This is a genomic window from Pseudoalteromonas sp. XMcav11-Q (genome assembly GCF_040104525.1).
GTDB lineage: Bacteria > Pseudomonadota > Gammaproteobacteria > Enterobacterales > Alteromonadaceae > Pseudoalteromonas.
This window is the reverse complement of sequence record NZ_JBECOX010000023.1, coordinates 14,864-40,323: the sequence shown is the minus strand read 5'-3', so window position 1 is coordinate 40,323 and position 25,460 is coordinate 14,864. Positions and strand designations below refer to the sequence as shown.

Annotated in this window: 24 protein-coding genes and 1 pseudogene; 11 read left to right on the top strand and 14 right to left on the bottom strand. The window is 43.5% G+C overall.

The window, feature by feature from the left end; all coding sequences use genetic code 11:
- Positions 1-4 precede the first annotated feature (4 nt).
- Positions 5-424: a CBS domain-containing protein gene (locus ABMY45_RS22520; RefSeq protein WP_010378791.1), complete on the top strand. Its 420-nt coding sequence runs from the start codon at positions 5-7 to the stop codon at positions 422-424.
- Positions 425-484: 60 nt separating this feature from the next.
- Here the strand turns inward: ABMY45_RS22520 and pepB are convergent, their stop codons facing one another.
- Complete coding sequence (gene pepB / locus ABMY45_RS22515; RefSeq protein ID WP_102057504.1) at positions 485-1,780, bottom strand: aminopeptidase PepB; 1,296 nt, start codon at positions 1,778-1,780, stop codon at positions 485-487.
- 76 nt (positions 1,781-1,856) lie between these two features.
- On the opposite strand from pepB, the gene sfsA reads away from it, so the two are divergent.
- From sfsA to ABMY45_RS22465, 10 genes are all read left to right on the top strand, one after another.
- Complete coding sequence (gene sfsA, locus ABMY45_RS22510) at positions 1,857-2,576, top strand: DNA/RNA nuclease SfsA (protein WP_349289527.1); 720 nt, start codon at positions 1,857-1,859, stop codon at positions 2,574-2,576.
- A gap of 174 nt (positions 2,577-2,750) precedes the next feature.
- Positions 2,751-3,194: an RNA polymerase-binding protein DksA gene (gene dksA, locus ABMY45_RS22505; RefSeq protein WP_017216564.1), complete on the top strand. Its 444-nt coding sequence runs from the start codon at positions 2,751-2,753 to the stop codon at positions 3,192-3,194.
- A gap of 10 nt (positions 3,195-3,204) precedes the next feature.
- The gene (gluQRS, locus tag ABMY45_RS22500) at positions 3,205-4,152 is read left to right on the top strand and encodes a tRNA glutamyl-Q(34) synthetase GluQRS (RefSeq protein WP_349289526.1); all 948 of its coding nucleotides are present in this window, start codon (positions 3,205-3,207) and stop codon (positions 4,150-4,152) included.
- A gap of 173 nt (positions 4,153-4,325) precedes the next feature.
- A complete protein-coding gene (gene pcnB, locus ABMY45_RS22495; RefSeq protein ID WP_029215927.1) occupies positions 4,326-5,642 on the top strand; it encodes a polynucleotide adenylyltransferase PcnB in 1,317 nt (438 codons plus the stop codon).
- On the top strand, positions 5,643-6,125 hold the full coding sequence (folK, locus tag ABMY45_RS22490; protein WP_349289525.1) for a 2-amino-4-hydroxy-6-hydroxymethyldihydropteridine diphosphokinase: 483 nt from the start codon (positions 5,643-5,645) through the stop codon (positions 6,123-6,125). It begins immediately after the preceding gene.
- Between the two features lie 20 nt (positions 6,126-6,145).
- On the top strand, positions 6,146-6,940 hold the full coding sequence (gene panB / locus ABMY45_RS22485; RefSeq protein ID WP_102057507.1) for a 3-methyl-2-oxobutanoate hydroxymethyltransferase: 795 nt from the start codon (positions 6,146-6,148) through the stop codon (positions 6,938-6,940).
- A gap of 85 nt (positions 6,941-7,025) precedes the next feature.
- Positions 7,026-7,874, top strand: a complete 849-nt coding sequence (gene panC, locus ABMY45_RS22480; protein WP_102057508.1) for a pantoate--beta-alanine ligase — start codon at positions 7,026-7,028, stop codon at positions 7,872-7,874.
- A 9-nt stretch (positions 7,875-7,883) separates the two neighbouring features.
- Positions 7,884-8,114 (top strand): hypothetical protein, encoded by a 231-nt coding sequence (locus ABMY45_RS22475; RefSeq protein ID WP_349289524.1) that lies wholly within the window; start codon positions 7,884-7,886, stop codon positions 8,112-8,114.
- A gap of 329 nt (positions 8,115-8,443) precedes the next feature.
- The gene (locus tag ABMY45_RS22470; RefSeq protein WP_349289523.1) at positions 8,444-9,637 is read left to right on the top strand and encodes a porin; all 1,194 of its coding nucleotides are present in this window, start codon (positions 8,444-8,446) and stop codon (positions 9,635-9,637) included.
- A gap of 11 nt (positions 9,638-9,648) precedes the next feature.
- The gene (locus ABMY45_RS22465) at positions 9,649-10,056 is read left to right on the top strand and encodes a phosphate ABC transporter substrate-binding protein (RefSeq protein ID WP_102057510.1); all 408 of its coding nucleotides are present in this window, start codon (positions 9,649-9,651) and stop codon (positions 10,054-10,056) included.
- On the opposite strand, the pseudogene ABMY45_RS22460 reads toward ABMY45_RS22465, so the two are convergent.
- The 13 genes and pseudogenes from ABMY45_RS22460 to ABMY45_RS22400 form a co-directional block, all read right to left on the bottom strand.
- Positions 9,946-10,205 (bottom strand): annotated as a pseudogene (locus tag ABMY45_RS22460) (hypothetical protein). The gene ABMY45_RS22465 and the pseudogene ABMY45_RS22460 sit on opposite strands and share 111 nt — an antisense overlap.
- A 183-nt stretch (positions 10,206-10,388) precedes the next feature.
- A complete protein-coding gene (locus ABMY45_RS22455; protein ID WP_349289522.1) occupies positions 10,389-12,011 on the bottom strand; it encodes a HAMP domain-containing methyl-accepting chemotaxis protein in 1,623 nt (540 codons plus the stop codon).
- A gap of 209 nt (positions 12,012-12,220) precedes the next feature.
- A complete protein-coding gene (locus ABMY45_RS22450) occupies positions 12,221-13,189 on the bottom strand; it encodes a phosphate ABC transporter substrate-binding protein (protein ID WP_010607562.1) in 969 nt (322 codons plus the stop codon).
- 77 nt (positions 13,190-13,266) lie between these two features.
- Positions 13,267-14,595 carry a phosphate regulon sensor histidine kinase PhoR gene (gene phoR / locus ABMY45_RS22445; RefSeq protein ID WP_010607561.1) on the bottom strand — a complete coding sequence of 443 codons (1,329 nt, stop codon included), beginning with the start codon at positions 14,593-14,595 and terminating at the stop codon, positions 13,267-13,269.
- Positions 14,596-14,646: 51 nt separating this feature from the next.
- On the bottom strand, positions 14,647-15,336 hold the full coding sequence (gene phoB / locus ABMY45_RS22440) for a phosphate regulon transcriptional regulator PhoB (protein ID WP_010378755.1): 690 nt from the start codon (positions 15,334-15,336) through the stop codon (positions 14,647-14,649).
- A 301-nt stretch (positions 15,337-15,637) separates the two neighbouring features.
- Positions 15,638-16,591 (bottom strand): porin, encoded by a 954-nt coding sequence (locus tag ABMY45_RS22435; protein WP_010607560.1) that lies wholly within the window; start codon positions 16,589-16,591, stop codon positions 15,638-15,640.
- 528 nt (positions 16,592-17,119) lie between these two features.
- A complete protein-coding gene (fba, locus tag ABMY45_RS22430) occupies positions 17,120-18,184 on the bottom strand; it encodes a class II fructose-bisphosphate aldolase (RefSeq protein WP_010607559.1) in 1,065 nt (354 codons plus the stop codon).
- A 198-nt stretch (positions 18,185-18,382) separates the two neighbouring features.
- The gene (locus ABMY45_RS22425) at positions 18,383-19,561 is read right to left on the bottom strand and encodes a phosphoglycerate kinase (RefSeq protein ID WP_010607558.1); all 1,179 of its coding nucleotides are present in this window, start codon (positions 19,559-19,561) and stop codon (positions 18,383-18,385) included.
- Between the two features lie 127 nt (positions 19,562-19,688).
- The gene (gene epd, locus ABMY45_RS22420; protein WP_010607557.1) at positions 19,689-20,699 is read right to left on the bottom strand and encodes an erythrose-4-phosphate dehydrogenase; all 1,011 of its coding nucleotides are present in this window, start codon (positions 20,697-20,699) and stop codon (positions 19,689-19,691) included.
- Positions 20,700-20,808: 109 nt separating this feature from the next.
- Positions 20,809-21,426 carry a 3'-5' exonuclease gene (locus tag ABMY45_RS22415; protein WP_102057514.1) on the bottom strand — a complete coding sequence of 206 codons (618 nt, stop codon included), beginning with the start codon at positions 21,424-21,426 and terminating at the stop codon, positions 20,809-20,811.
- A 3-nt stretch (positions 21,427-21,429) separates the two neighbouring features.
- Complete coding sequence (locus ABMY45_RS22410; protein ID WP_102057515.1) at positions 21,430-23,268, bottom strand: DUF294 nucleotidyltransferase-like domain-containing protein; 1,839 nt, start codon at positions 23,266-23,268, stop codon at positions 21,430-21,432.
- Positions 23,269-23,358: 90 nt separating this feature from the next.
- Positions 23,359-25,083 (bottom strand): sodium:solute symporter family protein, encoded by a 1,725-nt coding sequence (locus ABMY45_RS22405; RefSeq protein WP_017216580.1) that lies wholly within the window; start codon positions 25,081-25,083, stop codon positions 23,359-23,361.
- A gap of 11 nt (positions 25,084-25,094) precedes the next feature.
- Positions 25,095-25,358 (bottom strand): DUF4212 domain-containing protein, encoded by a 264-nt coding sequence (locus ABMY45_RS22400; RefSeq protein ID WP_010607553.1) that lies wholly within the window; start codon positions 25,356-25,358, stop codon positions 25,095-25,097.
- Between the last annotated feature and the right edge of the window lie 102 nt (positions 25,359-25,460).

The following is a 25,460-nucleotide window of genomic DNA, read 5'->3' as shown; positions in this document are numbered from 1 at the left end:
GCAGATGACCCAAACCGTAGCTGATTTAATGACCCCAGATCCGTTCGCAGTGATTGCTGAAAATACCTTGCAAGATGCGCACAATTTAATGAAAGAAAAAAATGTTCGTCACATTCCAGTGATTGACGAAGCAGGAGCCTTGGTTGGTATGCTCACGCAAAAGATTATGATCGCCAAGGTAATGGGAATAATGGCAACCTATGGCGCAAATGCGCTTGCAAGAAAAGAAAAGCAAACAAAAGTACAAGATATTATGGCGACCGATTTTGCGAGCGTGCGCCCAAGCCAATCACTACAAGATGTGGTGCGCTTTTTTGTCGATAATCGCCATGGCTGTATGCCTGTGGTAGACGAGCAAAACAAATTGGTTGGTATACTGACTTCATCAGACTTTGTGCGACTCGCTGCTGCACTCTTGTCTTAAACGTGGTAACAAGCGAGTGTATTCCACTGACTCGCGGAATACACTCAGCTATTAGCATGATTACGCTTTTTCTTGGAGCGTTCTCGCTACAGTTCTCATACCTAAAGTCGTTGCACCCGCAGCCCATTGACCACTAGCGCTATTTTGGAAAGAAGCCGCAAGGTCGATATGCACCCAACCTTGACCTTCATTTGGTACAAAGCGAGATAGGAAACCCGCTGCATTTGATGCACCACCAAAACCGCCACCTTTTTGCGCTCGGCTGTTAGCAGTATCCGCATAAGGCGATGGACAGTTATTTTGGTGCCACTTTTCTAGAGGCAATGGCCACGCGGCTTCAAATTCGTCACTCGCGAACTGCTGTACATCACCGACAAGTGTTTTGTCTAAACCAAATAATGCATTGTACTCTTGGCCTACAGCAACGAGCGCGGCGCCCGTTAATGTCGCGGCATCAATGATAAGCTCTGCGCCTGTTTCACCGGCAGCCATCAAGCCATCAGCAAGCACCAAGCGACCCTCTGCATCGGTATTTACGATTTCAACTGTGGTACCATTTTTGTAGGTAAGAATATCACCTAACTTATAGGCATGGCCTGAGATAAGGTTCTCAGCACAACATAGGAACAACTTAACACGACGGTCAAAACCACGTTGAATAGCCAGCGCTAAACCAGCCGTTACGGTTGCCGCACCGCCCATATCACACTTCATCGTAAGCATGCCTTCGCTTGGCTTAATCGAATAACCACCTGAGTCAAACGTGATCCCTTTACCCACAAGTGCTGCACTAACTGGTGCGTCATCATTACCTGTTGGGTTGTAGTCAAGCTCAAGCAACACAGGAGGACGCTCACTGCCGCGTCCCACTTCGTGGATACCAATCCATTGCTGCTCTAACAGCGCATCGCCTTTAATAATTTGATAGCTAACATGCTCAGGTGCCAATGACTGAATAAACTCAGCCGCTTTTCCAGCGAGGCTTTCAGGATAAATATCTTCGGCCGTCCCGTTGATCATCTGACGCATCCATGTTGCCGACGCTTTTAGTGCATCAAGTTCGTTAAGACTTGACTGGTCGTTGTCAACAAACACCACACCATCTAATGCTTTTGGTGACACAAAACCTTGATAAAAAGCCCATTGAGATTCAGTACACCACAAGCCACCTTCTAGATGAACTTGTTTAATCCCTTGTTGTGCGATGCTACGAGCCGCCTTTTGAATATTCTTCAGCGTTTCGTCTTGTTGTAAATGGATAAAAGCACCGTCCTTTTCAAACGACAATGCAGCACCAGCAGATAAATACTCTGGTTTTGCGTCTTCACTCAGTCGTACAATAAATTTCTCTGACATTCTCTTTTCACTCTTGTGCTTGTAAGTGTGGTTAAGTGTACACTAGCCACTAAATACACCCAACCTAAAGCGACCAATGAAGTTTTCTAGGCAATTACAACAAGCAACCTTGCTCAAACGATATAAACGCTTTCTTGTCGATTTACGCGCCCCAAGTGGTGACGAATTCACCGTACACTGCGCCAATACTGGTAGAATGACCAATTGTGCTGACCCGGGATTTACGGCCTATTACTCCACCAGCGATAACCCTAAACGAAAGTACATTCATTCGTTGGAGCTGACGCAAGATAATGATGGTCATTTTATTTGTGTAAATACAGCGGTGGCCAATAAAGTGTCTGTTGAGGCCATAGCGCAAGGAAGAATAACGCAACTGCAAGGCTACAAAACACTTCAAACTGAGGTGAAATACGGGGCTGAAAATAGCCGAATTGATATTTTGTTGAGCGACCTCGAAAATGGACAATCCTCGCAATTCTGCTACGTTGAAGTAAAGTCGGTGACTTTGCTCGAGCAACAGCAAGGTTTTTTCCCTGATGCAGAAACCTTAAGAGGTCAAAAACATCTTAGAGAATTAATCCACATTAAACAGCAAGGTCATCGTGCGGTGTTACTGTTTGCCGCGCTCCATACAGGGATAAATTGTGTCAAACCAGCCAGCCATATCGATCAAAAATATGCAGCGTTAGTAAAAGAAGCAATTTCTCATGGAGTAGAAATCATTGCTTACCGAGCGCATATTGACGACAACCAAGTACAATTAATTGAAGAAATTCCTTTTGATTACGCTTGACTTTTTTCATGCTGCCCACATATAGCCGTGATAGTTTTCTCCCCCAAATAGTTAAACATTGAAAAAAGTGGCTGACATTTGCAGTAAAAAAGTGTTTGCTAAGGGGTAAAGATTTTGCTATTTATACCCGCCGGCGAAAGCTGGGGTTATGTATTAAGGATTTAGGAGAATGGTATGCCAGACCAGAAAAAACTAGGGTTATTGGCTCAAGCCGGTGTAGAACCTTATCAAGAAAAGCCAGGCGAAGAATACATGAATGAAGCACAACGTGCTCATTTCAAAGCAATATTAGAAGCATGGCGTGCCGATCTACGTAATGAAGTAGATCGTACTAAGACACACATGCAAGACGAAGCGGCAAACTTTCCTGATCCTGTGGACCGTGCAGCGCAAGAAGAAGAGTTTTCTCTTGAACTGCGTACTCGCGACCGCGAGCGTAAGCTAATCAAGAAAATTGAGAAAACACTTCAACTTATCGAAGATGATGACTTCGGCTTTTGTGAGTCGTGCGGTATTGAAATCGGCATTCGCCGTTTAGAAGCGCGTCCAACAGCTGATCTTTGTGTTGATTGTAAATCTCTCGCAGAAATCAAAGAAAAACAACAAGGCAGAGGATAATCTCAGCCCTGTGTCCCCAAGCTTAAAGCAAACTGGGAGCTATCGCGGTCGATTTGCTCCCTCGCCTTCTGGACCGCTTCATTTCGGCTCTCTTGTGGCCGCCCTGAGTAGCTATTTAGATGCAAAAGTCAATCAAGGTAAATGGCTCGTTCGCATCGAAGACATAGATACACCGCGTGTAGTTACGGGTGCTGCCGACAATATATTAACCACTCTTGAAGCATATGGCCTTTACTGGGATGAAGACGTTGTCTATCAATCACAGCGCCATGCTCTATACCAAGCCTATTTGACGACACTGAAATCAGACTCCCTTGTGTATGCATGTCAATGTACAAGAAAGCAAATTAAAGCAATGGGTGGGTTTTACGACAATCATTGCCGAGCTTTAGCGCTAAGTTGGCAAGATAATGCTTTACGCCTACAGCAGCGCTGTCCAGTTACTGAATTTAATGATGCAATACAGGGCATGGTTGTCATTCCCCCTGCAATTGCGCATGAAGATTACATCGTTAAACGCCGCGATGGCTTATTTGCTTATCAATTGGTGGTGGTCGTTGACGACATAGAGCAAAAGATTAGTCATATCGTGCGTGGTGCCGACCTACTAGAACCCACAGCAAGACAAATTAGTTTATTTCGGCAACTCAATCAGCCATCACCTAAGTACGCTCACGTACCACTGGCTGTCGCAGAGCCCAGATATAAGTTATCTAAGCAGAATCATGCTCCAGCTATTGATAACCATAACCCGTTACCAACCCTTTATGCCGCGCTGCGTTATTTGCATGTGCCGGTTGATTCTCTCCATAATTATCAAGATGTTGAGGCATTACTGACTCACGCTATTGACATTTTTAGTCTAGATAGCGTTCCTAAAGTACAGGAAATTCAACTAGACTCTCTAGAAAATGGTGATTTTGCTTTTCGCCCACTGTTTTCAAGTACTTCAATTTAGTCTCATTTGAGTATATGATAGCGAGCCTTAAATGCGACCTGTTTTAAGACAAAAGCAGTGGTTCACAACGACTAGAATAGAAAACTTGATTGCTCAGGAGACGAGTTATTATTTCCAAGCTTGTAAACTTTTGCCGCCAGTTTGTATCTGGAAAAGGCGATGAGACGGTGAAAATGGCCAGCCCGACACCTGCGATAATTCCTCGCAGCGAGCATGGTATATCTCGTAAACAATTTAGCCCTAACGCTATCAAAGTGCTCTATCGCTTAAAAGACGGTGGCTATGATGCCTACCTAGTTGGTGGTTGTATCCGCGATATCATGCTAGGAATTGAACCTAAAGACTTTGATGTCGTTACCAATGCAACACCTGAACAAATCAAAAAGCTCTTCCGTAACTGTCGCTTAATAGGTCGTCGCTTCCGCCTTGCGCACATTGTTTTTGGACGGGAAATTATTGAAGTTGCCACCATGCGTGGCCATCACCAAAGTGATGACTCTTGTGCCACGACAAGTCAAGCCAGCGAACACGGGCAGCTATTACGCGACAATGTCTACGGCAGTATTGAAGAAGACGCCGAGCGCCGCGACTTTACTATCAATGCGCTATATTATTCGATCAATGACTTTACCTTACGCGACTTTGCAGGTGGTGTTGCTGACATTAAAGCGCGTAAAATTGAGCTGATTGGCGATCCTGAAACTCGCTATCGCGAAGATCCGGTACGTATGCTGAGAGCTATCCGCTTTGCAACTAAACTGGATATGGAGATTGCTACCCCGACCCGCACTCCAATTAAAGCATTAGCGCCGTTACTTGGGCACATCCCAGCTGCACGCTTGTTCGAAGAAACGCTAAAGCTATTTTTAAATGGTAAAGCGGAAGAAAATTTTCTTCAAATGCGTGAATACGGCTTATTTGCACAATTATTCCCCGCGCTCGATAAAATCCTAGCACAGCCTGATAATGACTTTGAACGTCGCTTTATTCAGCAAATGTTTGCCAATACGGATAGCCGTATCAACGCGGATAAAAAAGTAACCCCTGCATTTATCTATGCAGCACTTTTATGGTTCCCTATTTTAGCTAAAAGCGAAGCGCTCGCGGCCGAAGGTATGAATGAATATGATGCCTTTATGCAAGCCATTAATCACGTCCTTGCTGAAAATGCTAAACACGTTGCAGTGCCTAAACGCTTTACTTTAGGTGCCCGAGATATCTGGCATATTCAACAACGCCTAGATAAACGTTCAGGCCAGCGTGCATATCGCCTAAGCTTGCAGCCGAGATTCAAAGCCGCATATGATTTCCTATTATTGCGTGTTGAAAGTGGTGAGCAAGAGCAAGAAGAACTTGCAGCTTGGTGGACTGATTACCTAAAGAATGACGTCACCGGCCAAAAAGACATGGTGCGCAACTTAGGTAACCAAAGCAAACCTAAGCGTCGTTATAATAGACGTAAGCCAAAAAGAAAACCAAAAGAAGATTAAATGAATATTGCGTACATTGGATTGGGTGCAAACCTATCCGAACCGATGGCACAAATACAGCGAGCACTCGATGTGCTCGCCGCCCATCCAGACCTCTCGCTTGTCCAGCACTCTAGCCTGTATGGCTCAAAACCTATGGGCCCTCAAGATCAACCTGATTATGTGAATGCCGTAGCAAAACTGGCGACATCATTAACAGCAGAGTCTTTACTCGATGTGTTGCAACAAATAGAGCTTGAACATGGTCGTGTACGCAAAGCTGAGCGCTGGGGACCGCGCACGCTCGATTTAGATATTCTGCTTTTTAATACCGACACCATTAACAGTGATAGACTGACGGTGCCACATTACGGCTTGAAAGAAAGAGAATTTGTCGTCTATCCACTATTAGAGATAGCGCCAGAACTCAAATTACCTGATGGCACTGAGCTTAGCTCTTTAACACAAAAGTTACCACTTAACGGATTAACAATCCTCAAATAAACCAATCCAAGGGGTTTACCATGGCAAAAATTTCCGTCTCAACACTTGCCAAAATGAAGCGTGAAGGAACAAAAATAACAGCCCTCACCGCATACGATGCAAGTTTTGCAAAGTTATTTCACGACAATGGCGTAGATGTCATCTTAGTGGGTGATTCTCTGGGTATGGTTTTACAAGGTGGTGAAGACACTTTAGCCGTTACCACGGATGACATTGCCTATCACACCCGTTGTGTCAGAGCTGGTAGTAAAGAGCTATTCGTTATCGCCGATATGCCTTTTATGAGCTATTCAGATCCGCAGTCAGCCTGTCAGAATGCAGCTACCTTGATGCGCTCTGGTGCTAATATGGTTAAGCTTGAAGGTGGTGAATGGCTTTACGACAGCATTGCACTGCTTACTCAGCAAGGGATCCCTGTTTGTGGTCATTTAGGTTTAACCCCACAATCAGTGCACGTGTTTGGCGGCTTTAAAATTCAAGGTCGTGAAGAAGCACAAGCGCAAAAGATGATAGCCGATGCACAAGCGTTAGAACGTGCTGGTGCACAAATGATTGTGATTGAATGCGTGCCTTCAGCACTGGCTAAACGCATTACCGACGCAGTGACAATTCCAGTCATTGGTATTGGCGCGGGTAAAGACACCGATGGACAAATTTTGGTTATGCACGACTTAGTTGGTATTTCTGCAGGCTATATTCCTAAGTTTTCTAAGAACTTCCTGCTAGAAACTGGCAACATGCCAGATGCGGTGAAAAAGTTTTGTGCAGACGTGCAATCAGGTGAGTTCCCGGGGCCTGATCACGAATTTAATTAAATTTGCGATGAGCGATGCTTATCGCTGAGTCTGATCCAAGCGTTTTGTTTGGGTTGGTATTGTTATTATTGAGTTAGAGTACAACATGCAATCAGTTACTGAGATTAAATCGTTACGAAGCCAGATTAAAGCTTGGCGCCAACAAGGGTTGAGCATTGCCTTCGTACCAACGATGGGCAACCTTCACCGTGGTCATTTTTCCTTAGTAGAAAAAGCAAAAACCCTAGCGGATAAAGTCGTTGTCAGTATCTTTGTAAATCCAATGCAATTTGGTGCGAACGAAGACCTCGACAGCTATCCACGTACGCTTGAGCAAGACAAGCAAGGCCTTGCAGAACTAGAAACTGATATTGTGTTTACGCCTACCGTTGAGACCATATATCCTAACGGCCTAAATGCGCAAAGTTTTGTTGATGTACCAGGAGTATCAGAAGGACATTGTGGTGGCACACGCCCAGGACACTTTCGTGGCGTTGCAACGGTTGTCACTAAACTGTTTAACTTAGTACAACCTGATTTTGCCTGCTTTGGTGAAAAAGACTTTCAACAGTTACAGGTTATCAAAACAATGGTGAAAGACCTGTCTATGCCTGTTGAAGTGATTGGTGTTGCGACTCAAAGAGAAGTTTCTGGACTGGCGATGAGCTCACGTAATGGCTACCTCTCTGAATCAGAAAAAGACACTGCTAAAGTACTTTTTCAAGCACTAAAAGCAGCAGCTGGCGCTTTAGAAAATGGCGAAAAAGATTTTTCGAAGGTAACAAAAAATGCAACAGAAATGCTGCATAATGCAGGTTTAAAGTTGGATTATTTTAACATTTGTCAAAAAGATAGCTTGAAACCTGCTACACTCGAGGATAGTCAACTCGTCATTCTTGCCGCAGCTTTTCTCGGTAAAGTCAGACTGATTGATAATATTCAAGTCACAGTCTAAGGAATAATAATGAAAATTGCGTTCGCCTTGTTAGTATTTTCTACCACCCTACTGGGGTGTAGTAACTCTATCTCACCTGAGTTGAATCAATGTGCACAACAGAATTATCAATGCGAGCGCAACTGTGAGATGCAAAACACGCCAGAGACAATGTCGTTACAGATATGCACTGATAAATGTATTGAGCAGTATAATGCCTGTAAAGTACAGGCTGAAAAAATTACCGAGAGCAAACGATAGTTTGCTCTTTTTTAGCAAAAAATCCCCTTTATTCTTTTAAATACAAATACCTCCTGACTCCAGCAGTTATTTTTTATTCACCTTTTTAGAATATTTTGCGATACAATAAACTGGTCTGATGAGATAGACATACAACACCAACTTAGCTTGGCTTAAGGCTTGATTTACTAAACAACGCAGGTTGTAAGCAATAACTTTTCTTAATAACTTGTTATTTCTGGTTTTTATTCTAATCTCTAAGATGAAAGTAACACGATTATTGAGCTCAGTATCAGCGCTTTTAATGCGTGTTACAGACACGACTCTTTGCAAAGAAAATGGGAATCAATATGAAAAAATCTGCAATTGCATTAGCGATAGCGCTTGGGACAGTGAGTTTTCAAAGTGCCGCTGAGATCAGAATTAATGGTTTTGCTTCCATTATTGGTGGTCAAACGCTAGATAGTGACGACACACTATATGGCTATGATAATGACTTTGATATGGAAAATCGTAGCTTATTTGCTTTACAGCTGTCCGCCGATCTACAAGAAAGTCTAACTGCCACAGCACAGATCGTAGGTCGTGGCCAGAATGACTTTGATGCCGAGTTTGAATGGGCATACTTAACTTATGCGATTTCAGACTCGTCACAGATAAGCGCAGGTAAAATGCGTATACCATTCTATCGCTATTCTGACTTTTTAGATGTGGGCTATGCATACCGCTGGGTTAAACCACCTCAATCTGTATATAACCTAAGCTTTAGCACTTATAACGGATTGAGTTATATCCATAATTCGACATTAGGGGAGTGGGAAAGCACTGTACAGCTAGCTTTAGGCAGCGTAGATGACGACATTGTTGCTATTACCTACTCAGATGAAGCTGAGTTAAATAACACGGTAGGTATTAACTGGACACTAAGCAGAGATTGGTTCAGTGCGCGTGCGGCCTACTTTGCTACCGAAGCGAGCATTAGCGCAGCTAATAGCCCCGAACTATCTGGATTGTTAGCGGGGTTGACTGGTTATGGACTAACGCAACAAGCGGATGACATCGCAGCCGACAAAGATGATGCTTACTTTGCCGCAATAGGTATTGCTATCGACTATAACGATATCTTGTTCGATGCAGAATACACTCAGTTCGACGTAGACAACAGCATACTTGCTAAACAGCAACAGTACTATGCATCTATCGGTTATCGGATTGATACGTGGACACTCCACCTAACCTACGAACACAATGAAGATAAGAATGACAACGACGAGTTCAACTCTGTCCCACTCACCATCACCGCTCCAAATGGTGTAACCATTCCTGTCACGACCGATCCGACCAATCCAAATGCACCTTATTTAAGAACACTTGTTAATGGTGCGCTTGCAGGCGCTCGTTCAGAATCAGAAACGTGGAGTATTGGTGCACGTTATGACTTCCATCCGTCAGCTGCATTCAAGATTGAACTAAACCAATTCGATAACACGCTAACAGATCAAAAAGTTGAACTGTTGAGCTTCGGTATCGATTTAGTATTCTAACGGAGGTTAATATGATTAAAAAAATAATGACCTTAGGGCTACTATTAGCCAGTCAGGCAGTTTTAGCAGATGTTGCTGTTATCGTGAACTCAGCAAATGCATCTACTGTAGATGATGGTACTATCAAAAAGTTATTCCTTGGCAAAAGCAAATCATTTGCCGATGGCAGTAGTGCGACCCCTGTGAATCAGGATGGTAACGCGGTATTTGACGAGTTTAACGACAAAGTGATTGGTAAATCTAGCTCTCAGCTAAATGCCCATTGGTCTAAATTAGTATTCACCGGTAAGGGAACACCTCCGAAGAAGCTAGATAGCGATCAAGCGGTAATCGATTTTGTTTCGAGCAATGCAGACGCAATTGGTTATATTGATGCTACTAAAGTAACCGGTGCCGTCAAAGTGATTGGTAAATACTAAGGCCTGTTGTCCTTTGCTGTTTGATTTTTGTTCTTCTGAGTGGGTTTTGGTCGCGACGCCCGACTTTTGCCTAGTGATCTAGGCAAAAGTTGAGCAACAATGAACAAAGCGCACTCAGGTGAACCCAAAGGGCAGCGCTTGATTGGCATTTCTACTGTGTTCTCGCCTGACTCACATAGAATGACTATGCTACGCAGGCTCTGCCTTGTATAAATACCAATCAAACTGCTGCAAAAGCAAACTTGAAAGATAAACAGGCCCTAATATTCCTTATCAAATAAAAACAGCCACTTAATGTGGCTGTTTTTATTTATCGTTTAAAAATTAAAGCATTAGACTCTAAATTTTGAGGTTGCATCTTTCAAGTTGTCGGACAGTACATGGAGATTCTCAGCAACGTCTTGTACTTCATTCAACGCTTGCATTGTGTCTTGGAAAGACTGGTGCATAGATGTCACATTGTTTACTACCATAGCGGCTACCGAGGTCTGCTCTTCCGTTGCCGCAGCAATTTGGCCATTCATGCTATTAATTGACAAGATTTGTGCTGCTATCTGCTCAATCGACTGCCCAGTTTGTGCTGCAGCTTCAGCATTATTAATTGCCATACTGCTTGCACTTGTCATTGCTTTCACCGCTTGATTTGCCGCTTCTGTTAGCACATTTAAAAGTTCTCTTATCTCATTGGTCGACTTTGCTGTTCTTGAGGCTAATTCGCGGACTTCATCAGCAACCACCGCAAAACCTCGACCTTGCTCACCAGCACGAGCCGCCTCAATCGCAGCATTCAAGGCAAGTAAATTGGTTTGCTCTGCAATTGATGTGATCACATTTAAGATTTGCGTCACGTTCTGTGTATCATCAGCTAGCTTATTGATCGTCTCTGCTGCGTGATTAATTTCTTCACTTAACGCTTGTGATTCGTTAACTGACACCTGAATTTGGCGCTTACTCTGCTCAACTTCTTGTTCGGCCAGCTGAGCAGCATCAGAAGCTTGTGACGCTGAATGAGAGATATCACCCACACTTAACCGCATTTCTTCCATAGATTGACGTACCACTTCCGCGTCATGCGTTTGTTGATTCGTTGCTCCTTCAGCTTTTTCCATGCCCTGAACAAGACGACTTGAGTCTTTCATCAAAGGCTCGACGACACTCATCACCTCGACAACCGCCCCTTTTAGTAACGCAACAAATTCATTGAAGTTTATGGATACTTGGCCAATTTCATCGTGAGAGCGCACATTGAGCGTAGTAGACAAAGAACCCTGCCCCTGCGCTAATAGTTTCAGATTTTGCGCCGCATCCTTAGCAGAGTTGCCTATACCTCTTGCAATCACAACCGCTAAGAAAACCAAAACAAGTAAAGAAATAACGGCCACAATCAACATTATCGTGAGCGCGTTTGCTGAACGCGCTTCGGTATTTTGAAGTAATTCAACAAAACGATCATTCGCGTTCGTTTTAGCCTTGGTAAAATCTGCGACTAGGCCTTCGTAGATTTCAGTTTTCTTTTTGGCATCTTCTTGGATGCGGGAAAAATCAGCTGTACCATCTATCATTCCCCCAGCAATTTGTTGCGCAATTTTGCCGTATTGTGCAAGTTCATCGCTATTATCTGAAGGCATAAAGCCGCTTTGTACCGACTCAATTTTTTGCAGGTTCGCTTGGATTTGCTGTTGATATTCTTTTGCTTTATCTAGTAATTCAGCATCCCCGAAGGTTACAGCTTGAGTGAATAGCTCATCTAAATTCTGCAGCTTATTTGCGTTTTCTGTGGCGAGGTTAAGAATTTTGTAAGTCTGCTCCTCTAATTCATTTAATGCCCTTTGATTAGAACTAATAGCGTTGTAATTAACAAACACGATAATCACAAAAGCGACAACCGCAACGAGCGTAATTGCGTGGATCTTTTTGGTGATACTAAGATCAGCAAAAGCAGTACCTAGACTCATATATACACCTTTTGAAGTAAGACGAGTTCATTATCGACTGATTTATTATAAATTTTAACTAAATATAGAATATTTCCAGCTTTTTTGCCGCTTGAGGATGAAGATTTAAACAAATTATTCAATCTGGGAACATATAAGTGTGAAAATAAAAAATGCCGCTCAATGAGCGGCATCAATAACAACAAGTAATTAGCGGGTTGAGTAATTGATTAAAGTAAACCTAACTTTTTCAATTCACGTGTCGCCATTTCGCTAGAAAGAGGAACGTAACCATCTTTCTCAACAATCTTTTGACCTTCTTTAGACAATACCATCTTCAAGAATTCAGCCTCGATAGGTGCTAATTCTTTATTAGGGTGCTTGTTCACATATAGGTATAGGAAGCGAGACAGTGGGTATTTGCCCTGTGCCACATTTTCTAATGTTGCATCAACGTAGTTCGTGCCTTTTTTCGCTAATGGTACGGTACGTACGCCTGACGTTTTATAACCGATACCAGAATAACCAATCGCATTCACTGAAGACGAGATAGACTGTACTACAGACGCAGAACCTGGCTGCTCGTTAACATTATTGCGGAAGTCACCTTTACACAGTGCTTTTTTCTTGAAGTAACCATAAGTACCAGATACTGAGTTACGACCATAAAGCTGAATATCTTTTGCTGCCCAATCACCCGATAGACCAACATCACTCCAGCGATTTGCCTGTGCTGCCGAACCACACTTGCGCGTTGAAGAGAAGATTGAATCAACCTGTTCAATTGTTAAGCCTTCAATTGGGTTATCTTTGTGTACAAATACTGCGAGCGCATCAATTGCTACGCGGATTTCTGTTGGCTTATAACCATAACGCTTTTCAAAAGCTTCGATTTCTTTTGATTTCATCTTACGGCTCATTGGGCCGAAGTTTGCCGTTGCTTCCGTTAGTGCAGGTGGCGCAGTAGAAGAACCAGCAGCTTGGATTTGGATATTTACGTTAGGGTAAATTCTTTTATATTCTTCTGCCCAAAACGTCATCATGTTGGCAAGCGTATCAGAACCTACAGAAGAGAAGTTTCCTGAGATCCCGCTGGTTTTATTATACTCTGGTAACTTTTCGTCTAAAGCAGATACTTGAGTAGAAACTAATGTAGTAATAGCCACACCCATTGCGGCAACTAAGCTTTTAAATTTCATTGGGGTCACTCCAGTTGTTGGTCCCAGTTATTTTACGCAGCTCATTGTGCAGCGATAAAATGACAATAAAATTACTCTTAAATTACACTTTTATGACTTTCATCATTTGTCATAAAAATTCGCTTTTGTTTGGGGAAAGCAAACCAAAAGCGAGAGCCTTCACCCACTTTGCTTTCAATATGTAAAGCTGAGTCATGACGAGATAACACATGTTTAGTAATTGCTAAACCAAGACCCGAACCGCCTGTTTTTCGGCTTCGTGCTTTATCCACACGGTAAAAACGTTCAGTTAGTCGGTTAATGTGTTCAGGCGCAATACCATCACCATTATCGACGACACTAAAGGTCGGCAAGTCATTTTCTAAATACCAACGTACACGAATGTGCCCACCGGGTTTGGTGTAATGAATAGCATTAAAAATTAAATTTGAGTAAGCACTGCGTAACTCATCCCCAGCCCCTTTGATATCCAAAGTCGGATCAATATCAAAAACGAGCTCATGGCCCTTTTCCTGATTAAGTGACTTGGCTTCGGTATGAATAAGATCAAGCATGGCAGGAATATTCACGGCTTTGTCATTGTCTTGCTTTCTCGCCCCTTCGATTCGAGACAAGGAAAGAAGTTGATTTACCAGACTATCCATCCGTTTACACTGATCTATCATAGTGCCATGTGCTTTAGCCCACATCGCGGGGGGTGGCATATTATCGCTATCCATCATCTCTAGATAGCCAGCCATGACGGTTAGCGGCGTCCTTAGCTCATGAGATACATTTGCGACAAAGTCTTTGCGCATTTGCTCTAATTGCTTTAGTCGGCTGACATCACGCGCCACTAGCATAAGCTGCTCGGCATAAGGCATGACTCGTATTTCCAACACTTGCTCATGTGCAAGTCCGGTCTCAAGCTCTAATGCTTCATCAAAGCGATGTTCATGCATGTATTTTACAAATTTAGGATCTCGGATAAGGTTATCCAATCTTTGACCATGATCTGTAGGCCATTGCAAACCTAACACTTTCAAAGCTAATTGGTTACACCACACAATACTGAGATCTTGTTGCAGTACAACGACCGCGTCTGGGATAGCTTCAGCCCCCTCACGAAAGCGTCGGATCAGTTCCGCGAGCTCATTACGCTTTTTACGATTACGTTGCTGAAGCTGATAGATCCCTTCAAACACTTGCTCCCAAGCGCCCTTACCTTCAGGTGGATTAAAACTACGTTGGTTGAGCAGCCAGTCGCTCAAACGATAGAGTTGTTTGTAATGCCAAACTAATAAGACGAAAGCACCTATGAAAAGAAACAGAAAAGGTGCACTGACTAAATAGCCAATTAAGGCTAGTGGTAGGAAATACAAAAACAGGCGTCTCGTTAACGCCTGTTTATCAATCACTCGATACATAGACTAAATCCATTTAGGAACCAAATAATTCAGTTCCTCTTGGAATACTAATTACAGTTTACTCGAAAAGCGGTAACCTGCACCACGTACGGTTTGCACTAAGCGATCGTGGCCAAGCGGTGCGATAGCTTTACGTAAGCGACGAATATGAACGTCTACAGTGCGATCTTCAACGTACACATTAGTGCCCCATACGTGATCTAACAGCTGTTCACGGCTATAAACACGTTCAGGGTGTGTCATGAAGAAATGTAATAAACGAAACTCTGTCGGCCCCATATCTAACTCAGTGCCCGCAGATGTCACTCGGTGAGAAATAGGGTCTAAACGTAATCCGTGAACTTCTATCGCTTCTTCTAGCGACGTCGGTGAAACTCGACGCATTACCGCTTTAATACGAGCCATTAGCTCTTTAGGAGAGAAAGGCTTTGTCACATAATCATCCGCACCAACCTCTAATCCTTTAACTTTGTCTTCCTCTTCACCTCTTGCCGTTAGCATGATGATTGGGATCTGACGGGTATATTCACTTTGCTTAAACTTTTTAGCAATTTGAATACCACTGCCTCCTGGCAGCATCCAGTCTAGTAGCACCATATCTGGATAAGGTTCTACCATAGCAGCAACTGCTGAATCATAGTCTTCCGCTTCAATTGCTTGAAAACCATTTTGCTCTAGTACGAACACCAACATTTCTCTGATAGGTGCTTCATCATCAACTACAAGTACTTTACGTGACATTCCCAATGTTCTCTCGTTACCGACGTTGTTGATGTCATTATTATGACTAACTGTGACATTTTTATGAAAGTGTAACGTGTAAACGCAAAACAAGCCAAAAAAATCTCTTTTTTGGCTACAAAGGGAATACCTTATTTATTTGTAATAATATGATTTTAAATATATTTTATACTAAAATATTGGTCTCAAAATAGTGTTTTCGAAATATGGACTACGATCTCCAAACCATACTACAAAAACTACGCTGCAATTCACCGCAAAATCAGCATGCTTTTTGTAAATAGCCTTACGCCTTTGTAAATTAAAAGTCATATCTCAATGTGACCGCCATCGTGTTGTGATCTTCGTTGTTATCCAAAGAAAATTTCGAATACCAAAGATACATACGAGCTTGTTTACTTAGACTTTTTTCCACACCTACTGAGGCTGCATTGCCAGAGTCTTTCAGCTTACCTGCAGCCCCATCCGAATCTTGATATTGAGCCAGTAAGGTATATGACTCAATCTGGTAAGCAGCACTCACCATGAAGCTATCTACTTCTTCATCACTATCAATCGCTTCATTTTGTTGATACATACCGCCGAGTTTAAAGTCCCCTAGTTTTCCTTGTACCGTCACGCGATTAATGTCTTGTCCCGCAACTTTATTGTCGTGGGCAACAGCAACATATACATTGGTTTTTTTGAGTTTGCTATCACCGTAACTTGCCGACAAAGATAAGCCATCTTCACCGTTTTGTTTGCTGTTGTCTTCGGCAATATAACTCACTGTAAACTGCAAATGATTAATAGCCGGAGTTGTATATTGCACGGTGTCACCAAGGCGATTTTCACCAACAAAGAACGAATTAATATCACCAGAAAAGTCATTCATTAAGTCCACTTTGCCTTGCGACTTTTTCATCGGTGTATCATCACGGCCGATCAGGAGCTGACCATAGCTCCCTTTAACCCCAAGATACTGAGAGCGTGCTGTAAGGTTATCACCTGACTTACCATCTTTGTCTTGATCTGTGATCTCAACTTGGAATTCATATTTATAAAAGACCTCAAGCCCATCCTGCAGCTTTGTCGATCCCTTTAACCCCATGCGAGAGTTATAACTCTCAATTGAAGTATCGCTATCACCGTCTTTATCAGAGTTTTGCACCCCGACATGAGCTCTACCGTATAGAGATACAGCTTCGTTTGCATAACTACAAACACTCATAGAGCAAAGGCTTAGAGCAACAAATGGTAGGTATTTCATTTTCATCTTTGATCACCTTGGATAGTATTTGGGCGCAGTACAACAAGGTTTGAGATGCTGAGGCCAGACAGAGAGGAGGTAGCGAACAGATCTCGTATTGTTAAAGTTAGACACTTTTAGCTGGAGATCAAGAAACTGACTCCGGGATCAGTATTTTATTAACTGGTAGGGATCATCCATAGTCAGGATCAGATTTTTACTAACAAGATCGTCCCCAAGATCATTTTCTTACTAACCTCTTACTACTTAACACTGGATCACGTTGGTATAAAAATGATCTAAGCGAGGCTAACTTATTGATCTGAGGTTTTGAAATATATCTACTTAGTTAAACAATGATCTTTGTTAGTAAAGATCTGATCCCTATTTACCTCGCTAGTAAAATGGCGGTCCAAGTGTATTTTCACTTTGCAAACCCTATTAAACATTGGCTTTCAATCAAGGATCAGATACAAAAAAGCCTCTATTTCAGAGGCTTTTTGAAGTATCAGCGTGCGATGCACAATTTTACTTAGTCAAATTTTGATCCGTAAGTTATTTCACTTTAGGATCTAACTCACCAGTTAGATATCTCAAGTGCATATCATCAAGTGAAATTGGCTTGATCTTAGCAGCTTGACCAGCTGTACCAAACGCTTCGTAGCGCGCAACACAGATCTCAGTCATCGCTTTCGTCGCTTCCGCTAAGAATTTGCGAGGATCGAAATTGCTTGGGTTTTGCGCAAGGTGGCGACGAATAGCACCTGTTGATGCTAAACGTAGATCAGTATCAATATTAACTTTACGAACACCGAATTTAATACCTTCAACAATTTGCTCGACCGGTACACCGTAAGTCTCAGGGATTTCGCCACCAAACTCATTGATGATTGCTAACCAATCCTGCGGTACTGAAGACGAACCATGCATTACTAAGTGAGTGTCAGGAATACGAGCGTGGATTTCTTTGATGCGGTTAATTGCTAAGATATCGCCCGTTGGTGGACGAGTAAATTTATAAGCACCGTGTGATGTACCGCATGCAATAGCAAGCGCATCTACATTGGTTTTCTTGACGAAGTCTGCAGCTTCTTCAGGATCTGTGAGTAGCTGATCTTCTGTTAATTTACCTTCAGCGCCAATACCGTCTTCTTCACCAGCTTCACCGGTTTCAAGAGAACCAAGTACACCTAACTCGCCCTCAACAGACACGCCACAAGCGTGCGCCATTTCAACAGTACGACGAGTAACGTCCACATTATACTCGTAGCTTGAAGGCGTTTTACCGTCTTCCATTAGAGAGCCGTCCATCATGACTGATGAGAAACCAAGTTGAATTGAGCGCTGGCATACAGCAGGTGAAGTACCATGATCTTGGTGCATTACAACTGGAATATGAGGCCATTCTTCTACAGCCGCTAAAATCATGTGGCGGATAAATGGTGCACCAGCATATTTGCGTGCACCAGCAGAACCTTGCACGATAACCGGACTATTTGTCTTGTCCGCAGCTTCCATAATCGCACGCATTTGCTCTTGGTTATTCACGTTGAATGCCGGAACGCCATAACCATGCTCAGCTGCATGATCGAGAAGTTGACGCATACTGATTAAAGCCATATTGCTTTTCTCCAATTGTTGATAGCCACCGCTATCGGTTTGAACGGATAATATGTTTACACCAGCCAACGCTGATGAAGTTAACCACTTTATTTGTTGGCTAACCGGACGCTACGCGTCGTCAAGCAAACATCAAGTATGTGAGAGAGTGATGTTTACCTGATATTAAGAGGCAGCTTAACGCTACCTCAATCAATTTTAGTCTCTAGCTCGCTGCTCAAGCATGGCGACCGCAGGAAGCGTTTTACCCTCAAGAAATTCAAGGAAAGCACCACCACCTGTAGAAATATAAGAGATATCTTGCTCAACACCATACTTATCGATAGCAGCTAACGTATCGCCACCACCAGCAATTGAGAATGCTGACGACTTAGCGATAGCATTGGCAATCGCTTCAGTACCATTACCAAATTGATCAAATTCAAATACACCCACTGGGCCATTCCAAACCACAGTGCCAGCATTTGCAATGATCTCGGCAAGTTGAGTTGCAGTATCAGGACCGATGTCGAAGATCATGTCTTCGTCTGAAACTTCGCTCGCATCTTTAATGGTAGCAACTGCAGATTCTGAAAACTCATTACCGACAACCACATCAGTCGGAACAGGAATATCACCGTCATTCGCTCTGGCAGCGGCCACTAGCTTGTTCGCTTCAGGGATCAAGTCCGCTTCGTACAGAGACTTACCAACAGGGTTACCCGCTGCAGCAATGAAAGTATTCGCGATACCACCACCAGTAACGAGTTGGTCAACAACCTTAGACAATGAATCAAGCACGGTTAGTTTGGTTGATACTTTAGAGCCGCCAACGATAGCCACCAAAGGACGAGCTGGATTATCTAGTGCTTTGCCAAGCGCGTCGAGTTCTGCCGCAAGCAATGGACCTGCACAAGCCACCTCAGCGTACAAGCCAACACCATGTGTTGAAGCCTGTGCGCGGTGCGCAGTACCAAAGGCATCCATCACGTAGACATCACAAAGCGCTGCTAGTTTTTTCGCAAGTACTTCATCGTCTTTCTTCTCGCCAACGTTAAAACGCACGTTTTCGAATACGATAACTTCATTGTCTTGTACATCCACGCCGTCAAGATAGTCAGTCACTAAACGTACATCTTGAGATAACGCATCATTAAGATAATCCACAACCGGCTGCATGGAGTATTGTGCATCATATTCTCCCTCGGTTGGACGACCAAGGTGAGACATCACCATCACTTTAGCACCTTTTTCTAGCGCTAATTTGATACTAGGTAGTGCAGCACGGATCCGCGCGTCCGACGCGACTTTGCCATCTTTAATTGGCACATTTAGGTCTTCGCGGATCAACACACGCTTGCCGTTTAAATCTAAATCCGCCATCTTAATGACTGACATTGGACATCTCCTTAAAGAACGATACATTTTGTTATCTACAAGGCAGCAATCGTTTGCTACCTCGGTTTGAATTATTGTTTTAATTTTGTGCAGACAATTTGATTATAACAGCGTCTGAAACAAATGATTAGCCACGCATCATCACGCAAGCGGTATCAAGCATACGATTAGCAAAACCCCACTCGTTATCACACCAAACTAGCAGCTTAACCAAGCGCTTGTGACTCACTCGAGTTTGCGTACCATCTATAATACAAGAATGTGGATCGTGATTAAAATCAACCGATACTAGCGGCTCTTCAGTGTAGCTCAATACCCCTTCTAAACGACCACCAGCGGCCTGCTTTAGAACCGAGTTTACCGCATCAATTGTGACATTTTCATTGAGCGTAACGCTCAGATCCATCGCCGTAACATTGATTGTTGGCACCCGTACCGCGATCGCCTCAAAACGACCTTGAAACTTAGGTAAAATACGCTCAATACCGCGAGCCAGCTTAGTATCAACAGGAATGATGGATTGGCTTGCCGCACGCGTACGCCGCAAATCACTGTGATAAGCATCAATCACTTGTTGATCATGCATAGAGGCGTGAATAGTCGTAATAGCACCGGACTCAACACCAAACTTATCGTCTAGCACTTTAATTACCGGAACAATACAGTTTGTTGTACATGAGCCGTTAGACACAATGGTGTGCTCAGGTAACAATATCTCTTCGTTGATACCGAAGATCACCGTCGCATCAACATCAGCATCCGCGGGGTGTGAAAACAGTACTTTCTTTGCCCCAGCCTGAATATGCGCAAGTGCGTGCTGACGAGAATGATAGACGCCAGTGCAATCGAGCACCACATCAACATCCAGCGCACGCCAAGGCAGGTGACTTGGATCTGGCTCTGAAAATAACTGGATCTTATCCTCAGCTACTTCCAAAAAAGATTCTGTTAACGAAACTGGAAAAGCAAAACGCCCATGTGAGGTATCGTATTTTAGAAGATGCGCGATCCCTTTAGGATCCGCCAACTCATTGATGGCTACAATTTGTATTTCGTGGTGACGACCCGACTCATAGAGTGCTCTTACGATATTACGCCCTATTCGACCAAAGCCATTAATTGCAAGCTTGATTGTCATTAAATTGAAAATCCATGAAGTCGCAAGTACGAAAGTTCCCCTTCGTTTTGATGGCGCTATTGTAATCGACCTGAGTGAAATGTGTAAGAGGCTAGGGCAATTTTTTAACTCAAGTTAAATCCGCAATTTTACATTTACCACCGGCACAGATGGCCTGAGATTGCGCCAACAGTAGCTCCGCTGTCGCTAAAGCATCGCTAAGCGCATCATGCAATTGGTGAGGAGGTAAACCATAACGCATTCTACAAGCGTTTAGTGTTAACGCATCTTGCGCCAGCGGATAGCCTTGCTTTAACACACGACGCTTATCTATCTGCATGGTATCTAACAGCAAGGCAGGTCTTACGTTTAGCTCAAAGCGCTGAAATGCCGCCTTAAGAAACGCCCAATCCATCTGTACGTTATGACATACCAACACTTTACCGTGGAGCGCATGCTGAAGCGCTAGCAGCAGAGTTTGTAAGGACTCACCTTCAGCCAATCTGCTACTATCAATACCGTGGAAAACTGGACTTTGTGCAAGCGTTCTCACTTCACTGTTCAAATGATACTGTGCATCTTTCACTTGGATCCGCATATTTTTAATCGGCAACCAACCAGCCGACACAATTTCATGGCGCTTAGGATCAAGCCCGGTGAGCTCAAGGTCAAGCACCACCAACTCGGCTTGCGCAAACGGCAGATGTTTATAGCGCCACTTAGCAACTGAGTGAGAAAACCAGTTCATTGCTTATAAACTCCCTCGAGCAAACTTAAACGCACTCGCCTGCTGTGCTTGTTTGACTAAATAAAATGCTTCTTTGAGTTGATGGCGTTCAAGAGAGGAGAGGTTTTCTGGGTTAATACAGTTTCCTGGTAATCCTTCACGGTTGATTTGGGTCTTTAACCGCAATTGTGTTAAAAACCGCCAACAGTCTTTTAGATTGTCGATATCCGACTTGGCAAGTAATGGGCTTTTAGTCAGTGCTTCCAGGCGCTCTAATGTGTTAGCTCTTGCAACCCCTACCTTGAGCGCATACAACCTAACCACATCGTTGATAATGGCAACCCCACGTTTTTTCAGATCTAAATACTTATGTTTGCTCTTGTCTTTTTCCAGCTTAAATTGTTGAAAGATCCCAATCGGTACCGAATTTGCGTTGATGTCTGTCGCCATTGCCGCATAAAACAGCTCGTTTCGACTGATCTGATCCAAAGATTGGCGCAGGGTCGCATAGAGATCGCTGGCGCCATCAATAAAACGCATATCAAAGTAGATCTTGCAATTAAGCATCGCTTTTGGCGTAGGAGACAAGATCCACTTGCTAAATTTGGCGGTCCACTGGGCAACTGTGCCACGGCAATCTGCATTACTAGCCATGATATTTCCTGGGCAAGATTGAATACCGCACTCGTTGAGTTGCTCACAGACAAACGCGCCTAAAGCAGCAAAGTAACGACGATCGTTTTCGCTGATATTGTCTGGTAGCAATAAACCATTGTCTTGATCTGAATGTAAGGTCTGCTCTTCTCGTGCCTGAGAGCCAAAACAGATCCACGCAAAACGGCATGGTGCAGCACCGTGCTGCTGTTGATATAAATAGATTAATCTTGATGTTAGCGCATCAGTGAGGCCACTTAATAGCTTGCCAATCAGTGAAATATCTTCGATATGATAGGAAAATTGGCGTAACAGATCTGGGATCTCCTGAGCGCAGTTTTTGATAGCCAGAAGATTTTGCGCTTTATAGATTCTGCCAATAAGTTGCACCGGATCACTTTTTTGCTGTCTCAGCAGATCGGTGCTGGTCAGCATGCCCAGTGGTTTATATGCTTCATTTAACACTGGCAAGTGATGAATATTGTGCTTAAGCATTAAATGCAGGGCCGAAAACACACGGTTGTTTTCGAAAATATGTTTTGGCTTTTCCGTCATGATCTCAGCAAGTGGAGCACTGGGATCTTTGTCTTGCGCTAGAACTCGATTGCGCAGATCTCTATCCGTCACAACGCCAACCAAGCGCGCTTGCTCCGTGACCATAATTGATGAAACACGATGCTGGCTCATCAATTTGGCAGCGTCACGAATACTCGCTGTCGGCGCGATAGTAACCGCGTCTTTAGTCATTAGCTCAGATATTTTCCGCTCTGACCAAGTTTCGCTTTGCTGTTTATAACGAGAAGAAAGTAGTCGGTTAGCATGTGCTCTAACAAAGTATTGCTCAAAAGGTTTATATTCTCGGCGCAAAAAATCAAAGTTCTGCTCATTGAGAATATAAACCAAGCCATCTTTTTGAACTTCGATGCGATTTTGAATGGCATCACCGGTTAATAAAGAAGGATAACCAAAGTAATCTCCCTCACTCATACGACCAATGACTTCGTCTTTTGCAGAGATCAGATCAACCACACCTGAGCGCAGCAGATATAGATTTGGCTTGCCATCTTGAAGCCAATCTTGTTGATTCGTCTGGCTAAGATAAACAATTTCGATATGTTTTGAAAAGTAGCTGGCAGCCGCTTCGGGCAATTCAGAAAACGGGGCTTGTTTATAAACAAACTGAAAGACATCTTGAATTTCTGGCGTCATACCTAACTGTCCTTTTAATCGTCTACAATTTTGCACTATCAAAAACAAATTTGCCCAGCACGCTGGCTGGGCAAATTCGATTAGCATTGCTTAGTGTGCGTGAGCAGCGCTAGACCCTTTAGGGTTACGGATCCCATCAACCATCACTTTGACTTCTTCAGGTGTATCCGCAGTCACCTTCATAACCAGTGCAGCTACAACGAAGTTCACTAGCATACCTACAATACCAATCCCTTCAGGAGAAATCCCAAACAACCAGTTTGCAGGGGCATTTAGCTCAGGGCTAACAAACTTAAAGTAAATAATATAAGCCGCAGTGAAACCTATACCCGTTACCATGCCGGCAATCGCACCTTCTTTATTCATTCGCTTAGAGAATATCCCCATGATAATTGCAGGGAAGAAACTCGCCGCAGCCAACCCGAAGGCAAATGCAACCACCGAGGCAACAAATCCTGGCGGGTTTATACCAAAGTACGCCGAGATTGCGATAGCGACCATCGCTGCTAAGCGTGCAGCCAGCAATTCTTGTTTATCGTTGATATCCGGCTTAATGGTACGCTTCAACAAGTCATGTGATACCGATGTTGAAATAACCAGTAGCAAACCAGCGGTTGTCGATAGCGCTGCTGCAATACCACCTGCAGCGACCAATGCAATCACCCACGCAGGCAAATTTGCAATTTCTGGATTCGCCAATACCATAATATCGCGGTCAATCTTCACTTCGTTTGCACTGGCAGGATCGTCAATCTTACCTGCAGAGTACTGCATTTTGCCATCACCATTCTTATCATTGAATACGATAAGGCCCGTCCTTTCCCAGTTTTTCACCCACTGTGGTGCTTCTTCATATACCGTGCCACTACCATCTTTACCGTTGATAGTATCGATCATGTTTACACGAGCGAACGACGCAACAGCGGGTGCAGTTGTATATACGATAGCGATAAACACTAAGGTCCAAGCGGCTGAAATACGAGTGTCTTTTACTCTAGGAACGGTAAAAAAGCGAACAATTACATGTGGCAGACCAGCAGTACCAACCATAAGTGCAGCGGTAATAGCAAACACATCAACCATACTCTTAGAGCCTTCAGTGTACTGCGCAAAACCGAGCTCGGTACTGAGTCCATCTAGCTTGTCGAGTAGATAGGTGCCCGAGCCATCAGCCAACGTTGCACCAAAGCCGGTTTGTGGTAGTAAATGGCCCGTCATCATCAGTGAGATGAAAATAGCAGGAACTAAGTAAGCAAAGACAAGTACACAATATTGAGCGACCTGTGTATAAGTGATCCCCTTCATACCGCCAAGTACCGCGTAGAAGAATACAATCACCATACCGATGTAAACACCCGTTTCAATATCCACTTCGAGGAAACGAGAGAACACCACACCAACACCACGCATTTGACCGGCAATATAGGTAAAACAAATGAAGATAGCACACAGGATCGCAACCACACGTGCAACCTGAGAATAGTAACGATCACCAATAAAATCTGGTACCGTGAACTTACCAAATTTACGCAAATAAGGTGCTAAACACAGGGCAAGTAATACATAACCGCCGGTCCACCCCATGAGGTAAACACCGCCGTCGTAACCAGCGAAGGAAATAATCCCCGCCATTGAAATAAAGGACGCTGCACTCATCCAATCTGCAGCAGTTGCCATACCGTTTGCAACAGGAGGTACACCGCCGCCAGCAACATAGAATTCATTCGTGGACCCAGCTCTCGCCCAGATAGCGATACCGATATAGAGCGCAAAACTAAGGCCGACGATAATAAAAGTTAAAATTTGAACATCCATCGATTAGCTCCTCACTCATCCACGCCGTATTTTTTATCTAACGCATTCATTTTTGAAACGTAGACAAAAATTAACGCAACAAAAGTATAAATTGCGCCTTGCTGAGAAAACCAAAATCCGAGTTTAAATCCAAAAAAACGAACTTCGTTGAGCACATCAACTAACAGGATGCCGAATCCAAATGAAACGACAAACCAAATAGCGAGTAGCTTAAACATCAAGGCGAGATTTTCTGACCAATATGCTTTCGCTTGTTCTTCACTTTTAAAAGCCATTTTAAATCTCCTATCACCCGCTCCAACATGGAGCAAGTTGTGTTAATAGACCTTAATGAGAGTAGCAACGGCTTGGTAAGTTGAAATTGAGACCTTAGTCGT